At 63.5% G+C, this 15,755-nt stretch carries 13 protein-coding genes; 2 read left to right on the top strand and 11 right to left on the bottom strand.

Annotation, left to right across the window (positions count from 1 at the left end):
* Position 1: 1 nt before the first annotated feature.
* The 10 genes from RPF88_RS10180 to cpaB all read right to left on the bottom strand — a co-directional run bounded on the left by RPF88_RS10180 (position 2) and on the right by cpaB (position 10,164).
* On the bottom strand, positions 2-1,177 hold the full coding sequence (locus tag RPF88_RS10180) for a GGDEF domain-containing protein (protein ID WP_337123870.1): 1,176 nt from the start codon (positions 1,175-1,177) through the stop codon (positions 2-4).
* Positions 1,178-1,337: 160 nt separating this feature from the next.
* On the bottom strand, positions 1,338-1,808 hold the full coding sequence (locus RPF88_RS10185) for a hypothetical protein (protein WP_013531956.1): 471 nt from the start codon (positions 1,806-1,808) through the stop codon (positions 1,338-1,340).
* A 160-nt stretch (positions 1,809-1,968) separates the two neighbouring features.
* Positions 1,969-2,793, bottom strand: a complete 825-nt coding sequence (locus RPF88_RS10190) for a hypothetical protein (RefSeq protein ID WP_275954596.1) — start codon at positions 2,791-2,793, stop codon at positions 1,969-1,971.
* Positions 2,794-2,873: 80 nt separating this feature from the next.
* Positions 2,874-3,836: a type II secretion system F family protein gene (locus RPF88_RS10195; protein WP_013531958.1), complete on the bottom strand. Its 963-nt coding sequence runs from the start codon at positions 3,834-3,836 to the stop codon at positions 2,874-2,876.
* A gap of 1 nt (position 3,837) precedes the next feature.
* Complete coding sequence (locus tag RPF88_RS10200; RefSeq protein ID WP_337122312.1) at positions 3,838-4,803, bottom strand: type II secretion system F family protein; 966 nt, start codon at positions 4,801-4,803, stop codon at positions 3,838-3,840.
* Positions 4,804-4,807: 4 nt separating this feature from the next.
* Positions 4,808-6,229: a CpaF family protein gene (locus tag RPF88_RS10205; protein ID WP_024505345.1), complete on the bottom strand. Its 1,422-nt coding sequence runs from the start codon at positions 6,227-6,229 to the stop codon at positions 4,808-4,810.
* Complete coding sequence (locus RPF88_RS10210; RefSeq protein ID WP_013531961.1) at positions 6,226-7,440, bottom strand: AAA family ATPase; 1,215 nt, start codon at positions 7,438-7,440, stop codon at positions 6,226-6,228. Before RPF88_RS10210 ends, RPF88_RS10205 begins: the two co-directional genes overlap by 4 nt.
* A gap of 44 nt (positions 7,441-7,484) precedes the next feature.
* On the bottom strand, positions 7,485-7,754 hold the full coding sequence (locus RPF88_RS10215; RefSeq protein WP_013531962.1) for a hypothetical protein: 270 nt from the start codon (positions 7,752-7,754) through the stop codon (positions 7,485-7,487).
* A 4-nt stretch (positions 7,755-7,758) separates the two neighbouring features.
* Positions 7,759-9,207 carry a type II and III secretion system protein family protein gene (locus RPF88_RS10220; RefSeq protein WP_013531963.1) on the bottom strand — a complete coding sequence of 483 codons (1,449 nt, stop codon included), beginning with the start codon at positions 9,205-9,207 and terminating at the stop codon, positions 7,759-7,761.
* Between the two features lie 30 nt (positions 9,208-9,237).
* Positions 9,238-10,164: a Flp pilus assembly protein CpaB gene (gene cpaB / locus RPF88_RS10225; protein WP_245265407.1), complete on the bottom strand. Its 927-nt coding sequence runs from the start codon at positions 10,162-10,164 to the stop codon at positions 9,238-9,240.
* A gap of 237 nt (positions 10,165-10,401) precedes the next feature.
* On the opposite strand from cpaB, the gene parE reads away from it, so the two are divergent.
* Together parE and RPF88_RS10235 are read left to right on the top strand one after the other, a co-directional pair.
* Positions 10,402-12,459, top strand: coding sequence for a DNA topoisomerase IV subunit B (parE, locus tag RPF88_RS10230; RefSeq protein ID WP_013531965.1), 2,058 nt, complete (start codon positions 10,402-10,404; stop codon positions 12,457-12,459).
* 45 nt (positions 12,460-12,504) lie between these two features.
* Complete coding sequence (locus RPF88_RS10235) at positions 12,505-14,571, top strand: FUSC family protein (protein ID WP_337122314.1); 2,067 nt, start codon at positions 12,505-12,507, stop codon at positions 14,569-14,571.
* On the opposite strand, the gene RPF88_RS10240 is transcribed toward RPF88_RS10235, so the two are convergent.
* Positions 14,568-15,692, bottom strand: a complete 1,125-nt coding sequence (locus RPF88_RS10240; protein WP_024505349.1) for a DUF2336 domain-containing protein — start codon at positions 15,690-15,692, stop codon at positions 14,568-14,570. The genes RPF88_RS10235 and RPF88_RS10240 overlap by 4 nt on opposite strands.
* Positions 15,693-15,755: the final 63 nt, after the last annotated feature.

Below are 15,755 nucleotides of genomic sequence, written 5' to 3' on the forward strand. Positions count from 1 at the left end.
TTTACGCTGAGCGCAAGGCCGGCTTGATCGGCTCGGCCTTGCCCATCCTCTTGCGGCTGATGACGCAATTTCGTCCGGCGCGTTTGGCGGCATAGAGCGCCGCGTCTGCCTCGGTGAGCACGTTGTCGAGGCTGCTGCCGCTTGCCTCGCCAAAGCCGATGCCGCCGCTGACCGTGCTGCGCAATTTGCCGAGCTGGGTGGGGACGATTTCGGCGCCGAAAGCCACGCCGATCTTGCTGGCGAGATCGTAGGCCTTTTCGTCCGTCATCCGCGACATGACGACTGCGAACTCCTCGCCGCCAAGGCGAAAAGCGTCGACGCCGGGCCGGGCATATTTCTTGATGACGGCGGCAAAACGGCACAAGACCTGATCCCCAACCGGGTGACCGTAGACATCGTTCGTCCGCTTGAAGTGGTCTAGGTCGAACATGACGATGGACATGAATGGACCGAAACTCCGCTCGCCGTAAAGCGACGTCAATGCCCGGCGGTTCAGCAACCCTGTCAGCGGGTCGGTCATGGTCTCGGCCTTGAGCTCGATCTGCGCCTGCAGATGATGGAGGGAGAGCGTCAATGCTCCGAGCCCGGTCATGCAGGCCACCGCCACGACGGAATTCAATCGTTCGGCCCAATTGTCGGGCGCAACCGCGAGCGTCCATTGCCCCTTGGTCAGCAGAACCACGCCGCAAAACGCAAACGACATCGCGCAGGTGCCGCTCAGAAACGAAACCACCAGAAGGATGCGGCGATCCTGACTGCCGTTGATCCAGAACATGGCGCCGATCGCCGACAGCAGCGCCGTCACCGTGGTGTAGGTGATGATGAAACCAACGCCGTCAAAGCCCATAAAGGTCACGATGGCACAAATGGCCATGGCAGCAAGCGCCGGTGCAACGGCGCGCCTGTAGCCGGGCACGCCGAGATATTGCATGGCCGACAAGCAGAGGATCAGGAACCCCAGGCTGAGCAGCGCAAGCACGATCTGGCAAAGCAGCGGATCGGGATCCTTGGTGTACCGCCAGAACAGGATCACATGCGCGACGAGCACCAGAATTCCGCACGCCACCGTCAGCACGAAACCTGCCTTGGGTGCGGTGAACCAGATCGCAAACATGGTGACGCTGAGGCATATGCCCGACAGCGCGGCTGCGAGCAGGAGCGAACTGAAGTCCAGCATATCGGGCAAGGGCCTCTCGAGCGTCGGCGGTTGCGCTGCATTCTAGGTCAGCGGCTGCCCCCAGATACGGGTTTTCAGGCGATCCATCGATGCAACCTGCAGATAGGGTTTACAAAGCGTCGATGGCACGTGTCCCGAAACCGGACCATTGGACGCGAGATCAACCCTTGTTCAGGAGAGCGAGGTTGGCGTTGACGACGGTGGGATCGGCCATGCCGGCCTTCGCTTCGAGCAGCAGCGCCTTGGCCTTCTTGCGATTGCCGCGCAGCAGTTGCGAATAACCCATATTGTTGACGATCTGCGGCCTGCGACCGGCGACTTTCAGAAGCTGGCCGTAGGCACGGTCGGCGAAGTCGAAGCGGCCGAGTTCATCATAGGAAGCGGCGAGCCCCATCCAGGCCTCCGCATTGTCGGCCTTCAACTCGACGGCCTTGCGGAAGTGCTTTTCGGCGAGGCCGTAATTGGCGTCGCGAAACTGCGCCTTGCCTTGCGCCAGATCGGAGGTTTCGGTGTCTTTAGCCGCCGGTTGGATGGCGGTGGTCTTGGTGGTGTCGACGCCACTCGTCGAACAGCCAGACATCATCAAGACGGCCGCCATCGTGGCCATTGCCGGGAAATTATTGTGACGCATGCCCCTGCCTCATCGCCCGATTTGCCGGGTCGTTCTTCAGGAAACACAATATATCAGCGGCGATTAAACTTCGGTGCCGAAACGCCGCCAAAATTCGGCTTCGGGCACACCAGCCATTAACCACCAGGCCGCGGTGCTTCAGTCGCAGCCAGCGGCGTCCTCACGGCTCCAGGGCTTTGAGCCCCGCAGGAGCCGTATACCGGCTGCCGTCATAGCGCAGCCGGTAGGTTTGGCTCACGGACTTGCCGGGATGGGACTGGCACTCGCCATCCTTGTCGGGCAACGGATTGTCGGTATCCATTCGCTCGACCACCGTTATGTCGTGGTAGCCATGATGTTTGGCCGGGCTCATCGCCAGGCTAACCCGACTGGTATGGAAGGATCCGGCGCAATTGGTATCACCCTCGCCGCCATTGCCGGCCACGACCAGGCCATCGAGCACCATCCTCAGGGAATCGCCATCGACGGCATAGAGCCGCAGGTCGGTTTCACTGAACGGATTAGGCAGCGAATTGTTTGCCATTTCGATGCGCAGGCCAAAGGCAGTAACATCGGGCGCCAGCGCATAGCGGCCGGTATCAAGTTCCACCTGGCGGATGGCGATGGCATCATCATTCATCAGCCCGGGCTGGAGCAGGCGCTGGCGCACCTGCCGGCTCTTCCTGTCGACAATCAAAAGCTCGATATCGCCGGCATGCGCGTAGTCGCTGGGTTGGGACCCGTCCATCAGCGGCACTGCGACCAACAGCAGGTCGTCATGGGCGGGCCAGATCTTGCAAACCAGCCCTGGCGGATCGCCATACGCGAATGTCAGGGCAATGCTGGTGTGGGGTTCGAGCGTGAACGAGGTGCCGTCGGCGCTCTTTCGAGCTTTGGGATAGGCCTGCTGCACCAAGGCGGCGGCATCGCCGCAATCGCCGGCCACGGCCCAGGCGGGCGACAGGCTGGCCGCGGCAAGGCCAAGGAAGAGGGTGCGCAGCAGCATGGACTTTCTCACCTGCAAAGCCGGGTTCGGTCAGAACAATGGTTTGTCAGCCCCTTGCTAGGGCTTTTGTGGAGCGCTCGCTAGTGCGCCGTCATTTTGACGATGACTGGAATGGCCGCGATCATCAGCACCACCGGCAGGATGCACACAACCACGGGCACCGACATCTTGGCAGGCAGAGCGTGCGCCTTTTCCTCGGCCAACGACATACGCTTATGGCGCATGTCGTCGGAGAAGACGCGCAGCGCCCCCGACAGGCTGGTGCCGAGTTCCTTGGACTGCTGCAGCAGCGTGGCGAAGGAACGCACCTCGTCCAGGCTGAGGCGATCGGCGAGCGCCTTCAGCGCATCGTCGAGGCTGCGCCCGGCCCTCAGCTCCAGCGACACCAACTGCAGGTTCTGGCTGAGCGCGGGATAAGTCTTGGCGAGTTCCTTGGAGACGCGCTCTATGCCTGCCTCCATGCTCATGCCGGCATCCGAGCAGACAATCATCAGGTCCATGAAATCGGGAAAGCCGTTGCGGTACTCACGCCTGCGTTCCCGCACTTTCTGGCTCAGCACCAGGCCGGGCAGGAAATAACCGGCCGCGCCCGACAGGATGACGAATGTCCAGCGGCTGGCCATCGTTGCGTCCGGACTGGCCATCCAGCGGTTGAGCACAAACACACCGATTGCCGTGCCGATCATCGCGGTGAACCGGATCAGGAAGAACGTACCGACAGCGCGCGGCTCCATGTAGCCCGCCTGGATAAGCTTCATGCGCAGCCGCGCGACATTTTCCGGATCGCTCCTGGCGTAGAATTCCTGCGCCCGCTTCACCGCCTTCTCGCGCACGATGCCGGTATTCTTCTTTTGCACCGGCTCCGGTTTGGCGGCCACGGGACCGTTGTCGACCCTGAGCCGGCGCATGACCTCGTTGCGATCGCCCTTCGCCATGACAACAGGCCAGGCAACAGCGGCAGCACCCACCGCCAGCAGCAGGATGGCCACCGGCATCAATGAGGTCGGCGCAAGCGAGGCGAGGAATTCGATGAAGCCCTGCATGTCAGAACTTGAAATTCGACATCTTGAACATCATCAAATTGCCCAGCATCAGCCAGGTGATCGACGCGCCAAGCAGATACCAGGTCTTCGGCTCGCCCCAGACGTCGCTGTAGAAGCCCGGCATCAGTGCCATGATGGCGGCAAACAGCAACGCCGGCACGGCCGTCAGAATGTAGGCCGACATCCGGCCTTCTGTCGCAATGGCGCGCACCTTGCGGCGCAGCTTGCCGCGCTCGCGAATCGTCGTCGCCAGGCCGTCGAGGATCTCGCGCAGATTGCCGCCCGAACTGGTCTGGATCGAGACGGCGGTGACGAACAACGGCAGATCCTCCTGGCCGACCCGGTCGAACAGCGAGTTCAACGCCGAAACCAGATCGGATCCGTAGGTCACTTCGTCGGCGATGACGCCGAACTCGCTGCCGATCGGGTCGGGCATCTCGCGCGCCACCATGGCGATCGCCACCGGCACCGGATGGCCGGCCTTCAGGCCACGCGTGATCAGTTCCAGCGCCTCCGGCAACTGCATGCCGAACCGCTTCAGCCGGCGCTTGCGCTTGAAACGCAGCGCCAGCACCGGCAACAGCGGCATGAGCACCACGAACAGGACGAACCCCATCAGCGGCGGCAAGCCGTACCAGATGGCGACCAAGGCCATCGCCATCGCCACGCCGCAGGTGATCATGAGGAATTTCGACAGCGGCATGATCATGCCCGACTGGGTTCGCAGAGCGCGAAACCGGTCCGCCGAAAACAGCGGCGTGCCCGCGTCAAGGCCGCGCTCCTTGCGCAGTTGGACGAGCACCTGCTCCTGGCTGATCTTGTTTTCCTGCAGCTTCATGCGCCGGTTGATGGCGGTGCGCTTGTCGCTGCGGCCGGCATAAAGCAGGTAACAGGCCTCGGCGATCAGGATGCCGGTCAGCGCGGCCGCGGCATAGACGACATAGATCGCGCTCATTCCATCGAACACTTGGCTACTCCTGCGGCCGGCCGGGTTCGAAATATCGTCCGGGAAACTCGATGCCCATGGCGCGCAGGTCCTCGAGGAAGCGCGGCCGGATGCCGGTCGCCTCGTAGTGGCCCAGAATCTTGCCGTCGGCCTCCATGCCGGTGCGCACGAAGCGGAAGATCTCCTGCATCTGGATGACATCGCCTTCCATGCCGGTCACCTCGGCGACACTGGTCACCTTGCGCTTGCCGTCGGACAGGCGCGTCAGTTGGACGATCAGGTCGAGCGCGCTGGCGATCTGGCTGCGGATCGACTGCACCGTCATCGGCATGCCGGTCATGCCAAGCATCTGCTCGAGCCGCGAAATGGCGTCGCGCGGCGTGTTGGCATGGATGGTCGCCATCGACCCTTCGTGGCCGGTGTTCATTGCCTGCAGCATGTCGAAAGCCTCCTCGCCGCGGCACTCGCCGAGGATGACGCGGTCGGGGCGCATGCGCAGTGCGTTCTTGACTAGGTCGCGCTGCTTCAGCTCGCCATGGCCTTCGATGTTGGCCGGCCGCGTTTCCATGCGCGCGACATGCGGCTGCTGCAGCTGGAGCTCGGCCGCGTCCTCGATGGTGATCAGCCGCTCGTCTTCCGGAATGAAGGCCGACAGTGCATTGAGCATGGTCGTCTTGCCGGTGCCGGTGCCGCCCGAAATGATCGTCGTCTTGCGGGCATGCACGGCCGCCGCCAGCACTTCGGCCATGTTCTGGGTGATGGCGCCGAATTCGACCAGTTTATGCAGGCCGAGCTTGTTCTTGGAGAATTTGCGGATCGACACCAGCGGGCCGTCGACCGCAACCGGGCGGATGGCCGCGTTGAAGCGCGAGCCGTCCAGCATGCGGGCATCGACCATCGGCTGCGATTCGTCGACGCGGCGACCGACCGCGGCGACGATCTTGTTGACGATGCGCAGGAGATGCGCCTCGTCCTTGAACGGAATGTGGACCGGCTGCAGCTTGCCCTTCTTTTCGACAAAGCAGTTCATGTGGCCGTTGATCAGGATATCGTTGATGTCGGGGTCCTTGAGCAGCGGCTCGAGCGGACCGAGGCCGACCATCTCGTCGACGATGTCGTCGACCAGCGCATCAAGCTCGACGGTGTTGATCGCCATCCGCTCCTGCTTGGTCTTTTCCGAAACGAAGTCATGCACTTGCCGGCGCATCTCATCCTTCGGCAAACGCTCCAGCGCGACAAGATTGATCTCTTCGAGCAGCAGCCGGTGGATACGCACGCGCGCATCGAGCACCTTGTTGGCATTCTTCGCCAGCGCTGCTTCCGGCTTTGCCGGCAAAGCCTTTCGGCTGGTTGGTATGACGACGGCATGATGGGCGACCGGCGTCGTCTCATGCGCGCGCTGCGGACGCGCATCGCGGTTCTGCAGGGTGGAGAAGCGGCTGGTCATCCGGCTTTCCTCTTCAGCAATCCACGGCCCATGCCAAACAGCGAGCGCGATTTCGCCCGGGTCGGGACCGCTTCTTCCGGCAGGATGATCTTCTTCAGATCGTTGACGACATTGGCGTTGGGATCGATCTCGTGCAGCGGTACGCCGCGATCGACTGCTTCGCGCACCAGCCGGTAGTTGTTGGCGATGCCGCCGACGAAATGCTCGCCAAGGATTTCCTGGACGTCCGCCTGCTTGATGCCGTTATCGAACATCTTCTGTTCGAAACGGTTGACGATGACGTTCGGCTTCACTTCCTTGCCGGCCGTCTCGTAGACCGCCTGGATCAGCCGCTGGGTGTGGCGCAGGCACGGCACCGTCATTTCCGCGACGATGTAGAGCTTGTTGGAACCGAGCAACACGGTCTCCGTCCATGGAAACCAGGTGCGGGGCATGTCGATGACGACATTGTCGAAATAGGCCGAAACGAGATCCAGCATGCGCACCACGACATCGGTCTTGAACGAGCGCATCTCGGCTGGATGCGCCGGCGCCGCCAGCACGCAAAGCCCGCTGGCATGCTTGGACAGCATCACGTCGAGCAGTTGGCGGTCGAGACGCTCGGGCTGGTTCTCGATCTCGGTGATGTCGAAACGCGGTTCGAGGTCGAGATATTCGGCACAGGCGCCCTGCTGGAAGTTGAGATCGACGACGCAGGTCGAGGCTCCGCGCGTCACCGAGTGATGCAGCTGGAAGGCGGTCTGCAGCGCCAGCGTCGTGGTGCCGACGCCGCCCGCCGCAGGCATGAAGGTATAGATTTGCGACTCGGTGTTTTCCTCGCGCCCGGGCCCTTGCAGCGCCCGTACCACGGAGCGCACCAGATCGGCCGTGGTGATCGGCTTGACCAGGAAATCCGCGACCTTGAGCTGCACGAGAATACGCACCGCGGCCGCGTTGAACTCCTGGGTGACGACGACGACCGGAACCTTGTCCTCCAGCCGACGCATGATGCGCTGCAGCGACTCGACCTCCTCCAGCCTTGCCGCATCCATGTCGACGATGATGGCGCCGAAGTCGGCTTCCTGGATCTCGCCGCGCAACTCGGTAACGTTCTTCTCCACCGTCGAGAGCTGTATGATCTCGGAGGCGGAAAATGCGGTGCGCGTGTCCTGCGCAAACGTCCTGTCGGTCGATACGAGCAGGATCTTCCTGGTCTTGATGCCGTTTGCCATTCTGTCAGCCTGTCAGGTCGCCCGTTGACCAGTTGCCCGTTGAATCAGTTGCCTGTGGTCGACTGCGACGCCTTGGCACCGGCCGCCTGATCGGGTGTGACAGCCGCGGCACTGCCTCGTTGGGCCGGCACCAGGAGCCTGGTGTTCTGGACCCCGTATTTCCAGGGATCGACCATCTGCATGACGGTGTTGGCGGCCTGCGCATTGCCGGCGCCGGCCGTTGGCCCTTCGCTGCGCACATAGTCGTCGCTGGTGCAGCCAGCGGCAAAGCCGGCCAGCAGCAAGGCGACGCTCGATCCAAAGACCAGACGCATGGCTTCAATCCTTCGGCAGGTCGAGGAAATGCCCAGCCGAAGCGGCCGCTGCAGGTTGAGTGACGCGGCCGTCTGCCAACGCCACGGTGCGACCGGCATCGGAATCCTTCACTTCCTCGGTGTTGTTGAGAAAATAGTCGGCATTGCTGGCCGGCTGCGTGCCATCTGTCGGCTCGACGAGCTTCTTCGACGGATCGACCGGCTTGACCAGATAGGGCGTTACGATGATGACGAGGTCGGTCTCGCGCCGCTGATAGGATTTCGACGAGAACAGCGCCCCAAGCACCGGCATCTTGCCGAGGCCCGGAATGCGCGACGTGGTGATGTCGTTTTGCGACTGCAGCAGTCCAGCGATCATGAAGCTCTGGCCGTTCTTCAGGTCGACCGACGTCCTGGCACGGCGCACGATGAAGCCAGGAACCGAGATCGTCCCGATATTGTAGGAGGCCGACGCGTCGATCGAGGAGACTTCCGGCGCGATATCAAGGCTGACCAGCCCGTCTTTCAGAACCGTAGGCGTGAAATCCAGGCTGACGCCGTATTTCTTGTAGCTGACCGAGATCTTGCCGTTGTCCTCCGAGACCGGGATCGGGAACTCGCCGCCGGCGAGGAAGCTCGCCGTCTGGCCGGACCGGGCGATCAGGTTCGGCTCGGCCAGTCGCCGCGCCAAGCCGCGCTCTTCCAGCGCCTTGATGGCGATATCGATCGATACGCCGTTCGATAGGAGACGACCGATGATCTCGCCAGTACCGGCCGTCGGCACTGTGCCCGGATCGATCGAGACGTCGCGGCCGCCAAGGCCATAGGCGAAATTGGCGGCGTATTTGGCACCCAGATCCTGGCCCGCCTGGCGGTTGATCTCGACAAAGCGGACGTTGAGCTGGACCTGCTGCGAAGATGAGATGTTGACTGAGTTGATCACCTCCTCGGCACCGGAAAAGCGCGTCGCGATCTTGTTTGCCTTTTCGGCGGCGACGGCATCGTCGGCCTCGCCCGACAGCACCACACGGCCATTGGCCGATCCGACCTTGATCCTGGCATCCGGCACGCTGGCGCGAATGGTGCTGGCCAGTTGGTCGGTGTCGAGCGTCACCTCGATGTCGACGGTGCCGACAAGCTGCTTTTTCTCATCGAACAGCGCAATCCCGGTGGTGCCGAGATTGTTGCCGAGCACATAGAAGGATTTGTCGGTCAGCGGATTGACGTTGGCGATCTCCGGATCGCCGATGACGATCTGGTAGAAGGCAGCACTGGTGATGATCGTCTTCGGCTTGCCCTTGGCAACCTTGATTGACGCATTCTTGGTCGACGACACGTAGACGACGTCGTTGTCAGCTCTCGCCGCCGAGGCGCCCAAGGCCAGCATCGCCGCAGCGGCCAACGAAGACGCGACAGCCACGGCGCGCAAAACGCGCAACCGCGTCATGACCCGATATATGAACAGCCCGAACATTGTCCCGTCCCTCACCCAGTCCCCACTGGTTTATTTCTGGTCCCGCGAAGGAACCTGGTATTCCTCGGCCTTCGTGCCGCGCGTTACGATGACCGTCTTGAACTTCGGTTTCTCCGGCTCCTTGGTGACGGCGTCGAACACCGAGCCGGCCGCGGCCTGCACATTCGAGGCGACCGATCCGCCGAAGGAGGAGATGGTGGTGACGCCGCTCTTGCCGTCAGCGCCTTCGCTGGCGGACCGAAGCGACAGCGAGAGCGTGCCGACGGTGCGGGCCAGCGCTACTTTCTGCGCGCCGTCCGTCGTCACCTCGATTGTCACCGAATTGGAAATCTGCGGCGTTGTCTGCCGCTCGTCGGCGCCCTGCCCGACGCTCAGCACCTTGGCATCGGCGACAACGATCTCGGAGGTGATGGTGGAACCGGCAGCGCCTTGCGCATTCTTGGCCACTTCCTGAATTTCGCCGGCATCGCGTGTCAGCACGACATCAACCCGGTCGCCCGGCGTGACGAAGCCGCCAACCCCGGCGATCTCGTCGGTACGGATGGTCACCGCCCGCATTCCGGGCGTCATCATGTTGGAGAGCGTCGCGCGGCCATTCGGGCCGGACAGCTTGGTCAGCAGCACCGGTTCGTTGACCTCGATCGGCGACAGCACCACGCGGCTGCCGTCGGCGAGCAACCCATTGATGGTGGTGAAGGCGCCCTGCGGCACGGACTCTTGCGACCACGGGATTTCGCTGAGCTGCGCGCGGTCGAGCTCCATGCCGTAGCGCAACGGGGCATTCGCCACCACGATGGTCTTGAATTCGACCTTCGGCACGACAGGTGCCGGAATCGACGACGTCTTCTCTTCGGAATCGGCCTTGGCCTGGCTTTTGACCCAGAAATCCGCGGCAAAGATCGAGATCGCGCCGAAAACGGCGGCGATGCCGATCATCGATATGGCCTTGCCCCTCACGCCTAAACCCCTGATATCAGCAGTTTCTTATTTAGTTGGGCTCACGTTAGGCGGCATTGTTAAAGAATCAGGAATCCCGGGCGTTGGTATCGGATCTATTTCCGCCGGCTTGGTTATCGAATGGTTTTGGGGTAAGAGGGCCCAGATCCCCGAACGGAACAGGAACCTCGGTCGCTTGGCGCTGAAAAGCGTGGCAGTATCGCGAGGTGATTCGCAGCACCGGAACCTATGGCAGGCATGGACGACAGCAACGATCTCTTCGGCAATATGGACAAGCAGCCGCAGCCGGTGCGTACCGCTGCGCGCCCGGCGGATCCACTGGTGGTGCAAGCCACCAAGCGTCCTGCCTCGACCAAGGACGGCAGCGAGGGCTATAGCGCCGCCGACATCGAGGTGCTGGAAGGGCTGGAGCCGGTGCGCCGCCGGCCAGGCATGTATATCGGCGGCACCGACGACAAGGCGATGCACCATCTGTTCGCCGAGGTCATCGACAATTCGATGGACGAAGCGGTTGCCGGCCACGCCACCTTCATCGATGTCGAGCTTTCGGCTGACGGCTATCTCGCCGTGACGGACAATGGCCGCGGCATCCCGATCGATCCGCACCCGAAGTTCAAGAAGCCGGCGCTTGAAGTGATCATGACGACGCTGCATTCGGGCGGCAAGTTCGACTCCAAGGTTTACGAGACATCAGGCGGCCTGCATGGCGTCGGCGTGTCCGTGGTCAACGCGCTGTCGGACCATCTCGAGGTCGAGGTCGCGCGGGGACGGCAACTCTATCGGCAAAAATTCTCGCGCGGCGTTCCCGTGACCGGCCTGGAACAGTTGGGCGAGGTCCACAACCGGCGCGGCACAAAGATCCGCTTCCACCCCGACGAGCAGATTTTCGGCAAGGGCGCGGCGTTCGAACCGGCGCGGCTCTACCGTATGACGCGCTCGAAAGCCTATCTGTTCGGCGGCGTCGAAATCCGCTGGACCTGCGATCCGTCGCTGATCAAGGAAAAAGACCAGACGCCGGCCAAGGCGGAATTCCATTTTCCCGGCGGCCTGAAGGACTATCTCAAGGCATCGCTCGGCGACGACTTCCAGGTGACGCGCGAGATTTTCGCCGGCAAGAGCGAGAAACAGGGCGGCCACGGCTCGCTCGAATGGGCGGTGACCTGGTTCGGCGGCGACGGCTTCATCAATTCCTACTGCAACACCATCCCGACCGGCGAAGGCGGCACCCACGAGGCCGGCTTCCGCAACGTTCTGACGCGAGGCCTGCGCGCCTATGCCGACCTCGTCGGCAACAAGCGCGCCTCGATCGTCACCTCGGAAGACGTCATGATCTCGGCAGCGGGCATGCTGTCGGTGTTCATCCGCGAGCCGGAATTCGTCGGCCAGACCAAGGACAGGCTGGCGACGATCGAGGCAATTCGAATTGTCGAGACCGCGATCCGCGATCCGTTCGACCATTGGCTGGCCGACAATCCGCAGGAAGCCTCGAAGCTGCTCGAATGGGTGATCGCACGCGCCGACGAGCGGGTGCGCCGGCGCCAGGAAAAAGAGGTGTCGCGCAAGAGCGCGGTGCGCAAGCTGCGGCTGCCGGGCAAGCTCGCCGACTGCACGCAGAATGCCGCGGCCGGTGCAGAACTGTTCATCGTCGAAGGCGACTCGGCCGGCGGCTCGGCCAAGCAGGCGCGCGACCGCGCCAGCCAGGCCGTGCTGCCATTGCGCGGCAAAATCCTCAACGTCGCCAGCGCCGGCAACGATAAGCTGGCGGCCAACCAACAGATTTCGGACCTGATCCAGGCGCTCGGCTGCGGTACGCGTTCGAAGTACCGCGATGAGGATCTGCGCTACGACCGCGTGATCATCATGACCGACGCCGATGTCGACGGCGCCCATATCGCCTCGCTGCTGATCACCTTCTTCTATCAGGAGATGCCGGCGCTGGTGCGTGGCGGCCATCTCTATCTCGCCGTGCCGCCGCTTTACTCGATCAGGCAAGGCGGCAAGGTCGCCTATGCCCGAGACGACGCCCACAAGGACGAGCTCCTGCGCACCGAATTCACCGGGCGCGGCAAGGTGGAACTGGGCCGCTTCAAGGGTCTGGGCGAGATGATGGCCGCCCAGCTCAAGGAAACCACCATGGATCCGAGGAAGCGAACGCTGCTCAGGATCGATGTAATCGACGCCGAGACGGCGACCAAGGACGCCGTCGATGCGTTGATGGGCACGAAGCCGGAGGCCCGCTTCCGGTTCATCCAGGAACGCGCCGAATTCGCCGAGACGGAAGTGCTGGATATCTAGCCGCCAGCCGGTCCATAACAAGGCTCCAGTTGCGGAGACGAGCATGTGACCAGGACGCGGCTGAAAGGCTATTTCGAGACGAGTTTAGCCGGGTTGACGCAGCCGACGCGCTCCGACTGGATCTTTGCCTTGCGCACCGTTTCAGCCGGCTTGATCGCGCTGCTGGCAGCCTATGCGCTGAAGCTCGACCATCCGCAATGGGCCATGATGACGGTGTTCATCGTCGCCCAGCCGGTTGCCGGCATGGTGCTGGCGAAGGGCTTCTACCGGCTGCTCGGCACGCTGGTCGGCGGCATCGCCGCGATCGGCATCACCACCGTTTTCGGCACCAACCCCTGGGTGCTGGTGACTGTGCTTGCCATCTGGCTCGGCATCTGCACCTTCGTCTCGTCGCTGCTGCGCAATCCGGAAGCCTATGGCGCTGCGCTTGCCGGCTACACCGCAATGATCATAGGCCTGCCCGCTTTCGGACAGCCGCATCTCGTCGTCGACCTCGCTGTCGCGCGCTGTGCCGAGATCGTGCTCGGCATCGTCTGCGCCGGCCTGACCAGCCGGCTGATCCTGCCAAAACTGGCCAGCGACGCCATCGTCTCGCGCCTGAAACGCTGCATCCTCGATCTTGCCACCTATGCCGGCGGTGCGTTCTCCGGCGGCGACCCGGCAACGCTGTCCGCGCTGCACCGAAAGCTGGTCACGGATACCCAGACGCTCGGCGAGATGCGCGCCTATGCCAGGCTCGAGGCGCCGAGCTTCGCGCCGCGCGCGCATCCGGTCCGGCGCACGATCGGACAACTGCTCTCGGCGCTGTCGGCGGCACGTGCGTTGCATTCGCATGCCGCTCCGAAGAATGCGGCGCTCATTCCGGTGCGTTCGGAGTTGCAGGCCCTTGTCGGTGAAATGGCCGCGAAGCCCGGCGCGCTGGACGACACCACGCCTTGGGTGGCGCGGCTCGACACCATCTCGGCCAAGGCCCGGCAAATGCCCGATGCCTCGACCGACCAAGGCGACGACAGGGTCGGCACGATCACCCGCCTGACCATTGCCGCCGATTTCGCCGATGCGCTCAAGCAGGTGCTGCGCGGCCTCGATGCCCTGCGTGCGCCTGCCACGCGCCCGGCCAGGGGCAGCAGGCAGCCTGCGCTGGTGGTGCATCGCGATTACGCCGGCGCATCGCGCAACGCGGTGCGCGCTGCCCTTGCGACGCTGCTGGTCGCGGCCTTCTGGTTGACGACGAAATGGTCGGAAGCCGCCGGCACGGTCATTCTCGTTGCCGTCGTGTCGAGCCTGTTTGCTGCTCGCCCCGACCCAGTGCAGGTCGCCTGGGGTTTCTTCAAGGGAACGCTTCTGGCGCTGCCGTTTGCCTTTCTCGTCGGCCAGATCGCATTGCCTGCCCTGCCCGGCTTCGGCTGGTTCATGCTGTTTGTCGTGCCGATCCTGGTGCCGACGGCGCTGGCCATGGCCAATCCACGTTATGTCGGCGTGGCGACGGCTTTCGCCATCAACTTTCTCGCCTTCCTCAGTCCACACCAGGCGATGACCTACGATCCCGGACCCTTCTTCGCCGGTTCGGCGTCGATCCTGGTCGGCATCCTGCTGGCGATCGGTGTCTTCATCGTCGTGCTGCCGGCCGATCCTTGGCTCGCGGCCAACCGCATCGTGCGCGCCATGCGTGAGGATCTGGCGCGGCTTTGCCTGCATGAGCGGGTGCCGAGGCGGTCGGCCTTCGAGAGCCTCGCCTACGACCGCATCAACCAATTGATGCCGCTGGTGCAGAATGCCGGTCAGAAAGGCGATGCGGTTCTGGGCGGCGGCGTCGCCGCCGTCACCGTCGGCCTGGAGGTCCTTCGGCTGCGCGATGCGAGCCAAAGCCATGCCATCCCATCCGAGACCGCGCTTTCGATCGCCAACTTCCTGAGAGGGCTGGCGCGCGAACTGCTCTTCCGCGCCCCCGGCGATCCGCAGACATCCACCGTCACCGTCGCCCGGCAATATGCGGCTGGTATTGCCCAGCGAAACGGTACCGGGGAATTGCTGCAGATCGCGGCATCGCTGCGCATCATCGCCGCCGCGATGGAGGATTTTCCGGATTTTTTTGCCAGGGATAGGGGCTAGGCCGCGGCGATCGCCAGCGCGTGGCCGCGTGCGTTTTCGCGCAGCGCGTCGAGATGGATCGACTTGACCAAGGCGGCGAGATTACCCTCGGCGGATTGACCGCCCACTTCCTTGAGCATCAGCCAGCTTACCTCCTGCACACCGGCGACGCGCTTGCCGTTGGCGACCTCGCGCCAGATCTTCAGCGCACGCAGGATGATGGCGTGCGTGGCGCCGGCGAGCCCGGCGCTGCGGAACAATGCCTGCAAGGCCACGTCGTGCCCGCCGGCCAGCAGCGCCCTCACACGTTGTTCGGACTGCTGGCTGAGCGCAACCAGTGCCGAGCCGAAGAAATCGACCTTGCCATGCGCGATGGTGCGGATGAGGAAGCTCGCGGTGAGGTCGCCACGCAGCCTGAGATGCTCGATCAGGGCCGCATGTTCTTCCGTGCGCGTGCCTTCGATCAGCGTCACCGAAGCCTTGACGCAGGCGTCGCGCATGACGCGGTCGGCTCGCGCCGCGCCCATCATCGCCATCACCAGTGGCGACGTTTTCAGCATTTCGCCAAGCTTGACGAGCAGCATATGCCGGCAGTCGGCCGGCAGCCTGACATCCGATATCAGCGCCTCGCGCACCAGCGGCAGGTGCCCATGCCGTTCGGCCATGCGGCGGAAGCTGAGCGAGGCGATGTCGGCGCCGCTGTTGGCGAGCAGCACGGCGCAGGCGTCCGCCTCGCCGATCTCGGCGATGGCCGCTGACAGCGCCATCGAGACGAGCGGCCGGTCTGCGATCAGTTTTTGCGTCGCCTTCGGACTCGAAGCCACGCGGTTGATCAGGTCGGCGTCGGTGAGCAGCGGCGAGCGCGCCAGCACCACGCCGGCGACTTCCGGCTGGTCGGAGGCCAGCACGCTGATGATCTGCATTGGCGCGTGTTGGCTCATCGACAGCGCCTCGGCCATCGCCAGCCGCACCTTTGACGAGGCATCGTCGAGCAACAGTGTCAGCGCCGCCTCTGCGGCGCAGCGGTCCTCGAAGGGCAATTCGGAATTGATGTAGGCTCGGGCCAGAGCGCTCGCCGCCGCGGCGCGCTCCGACACCTTGGCCGTGTAGATCCACTTCAGGAAATGCGAAACAACAACCATGCCCGCCTGCTTACGCCCCTTGCCGGAAGGTTCCGACCCCACTGACGACCGTAGGCAGAATTG

The sequence above is a fragment of the Mesorhizobium sp. ISC11 genome (assembly GCF_037162595.1).
Lineage (GTDB): Bacteria > Pseudomonadota > Alphaproteobacteria > Rhizobiales > Rhizobiaceae > Mesorhizobium > Mesorhizobium ciceri.

Excerpts from the sequence above, each read along its gene's own strand:
- RPF88_RS10240 (WP_024505349.1), bottom strand. The coding sequence starts at position 15,692 with ATGGTTGTTGTTTCGCATTTCCTGAAGTGGATCTACACGGCCAAGGTG.
- RPF88_RS10185 (WP_013531956.1), bottom strand. The coding sequence starts at position 1,808 with ATGCGTCACAATAATTTCCCGGCAATGGCCACGATGGCGGCCGTCTTG.
- RPF88_RS10205 (WP_024505345.1), bottom strand. The coding sequence starts at position 6,229 with ATGACCAGCCGCTTCTCCACCCTGCAGAACCGCGATGCGCGTCCGCAG.
- RPF88_RS10210 (WP_013531961.1), bottom strand. The coding sequence starts at position 7,440 with ATGGCAAACGGCATCAAGACCAGGAAGATCCTGCTCGTATCGACCGAC.
- RPF88_RS10190 (WP_275954596.1), bottom strand. The coding sequence starts at position 2,793 with ATGCTGCTGCGCACCCTCTTCCTTGGCCTTGCCGCGGCCAGCCTGTCG.
- RPF88_RS10180 (WP_337123870.1), bottom strand. The coding sequence starts at position 1,177 with ATGCTGGACTTCAGTTCGCTCCTGCTCGCAGCCGCGCTGTCGGGCATA.
- parE (WP_013531965.1), top strand. The coding sequence starts at position 10,402 with ATGGACGACAGCAACGATCTCTTCGGCAATATGGACAAGCAGCCGCAG.
- RPF88_RS10220 (WP_013531963.1), bottom strand. The coding sequence starts at position 9,207 with ATGTTCGGGCTGTTCATATATCGGGTCATGACGCGGTTGCGCGTTTTG.
- RPF88_RS10215 (WP_013531962.1), bottom strand. The coding sequence starts at position 7,754 with ATGCGTCTGGTCTTTGGATCGAGCGTCGCCTTGCTGCTGGCCGGCTTT.
- RPF88_RS10195 (WP_013531958.1), bottom strand. The coding sequence starts at position 3,836 with ATGCAGGGCTTCATCGAATTCCTCGCCTCGCTTGCGCCGACCTCATTG.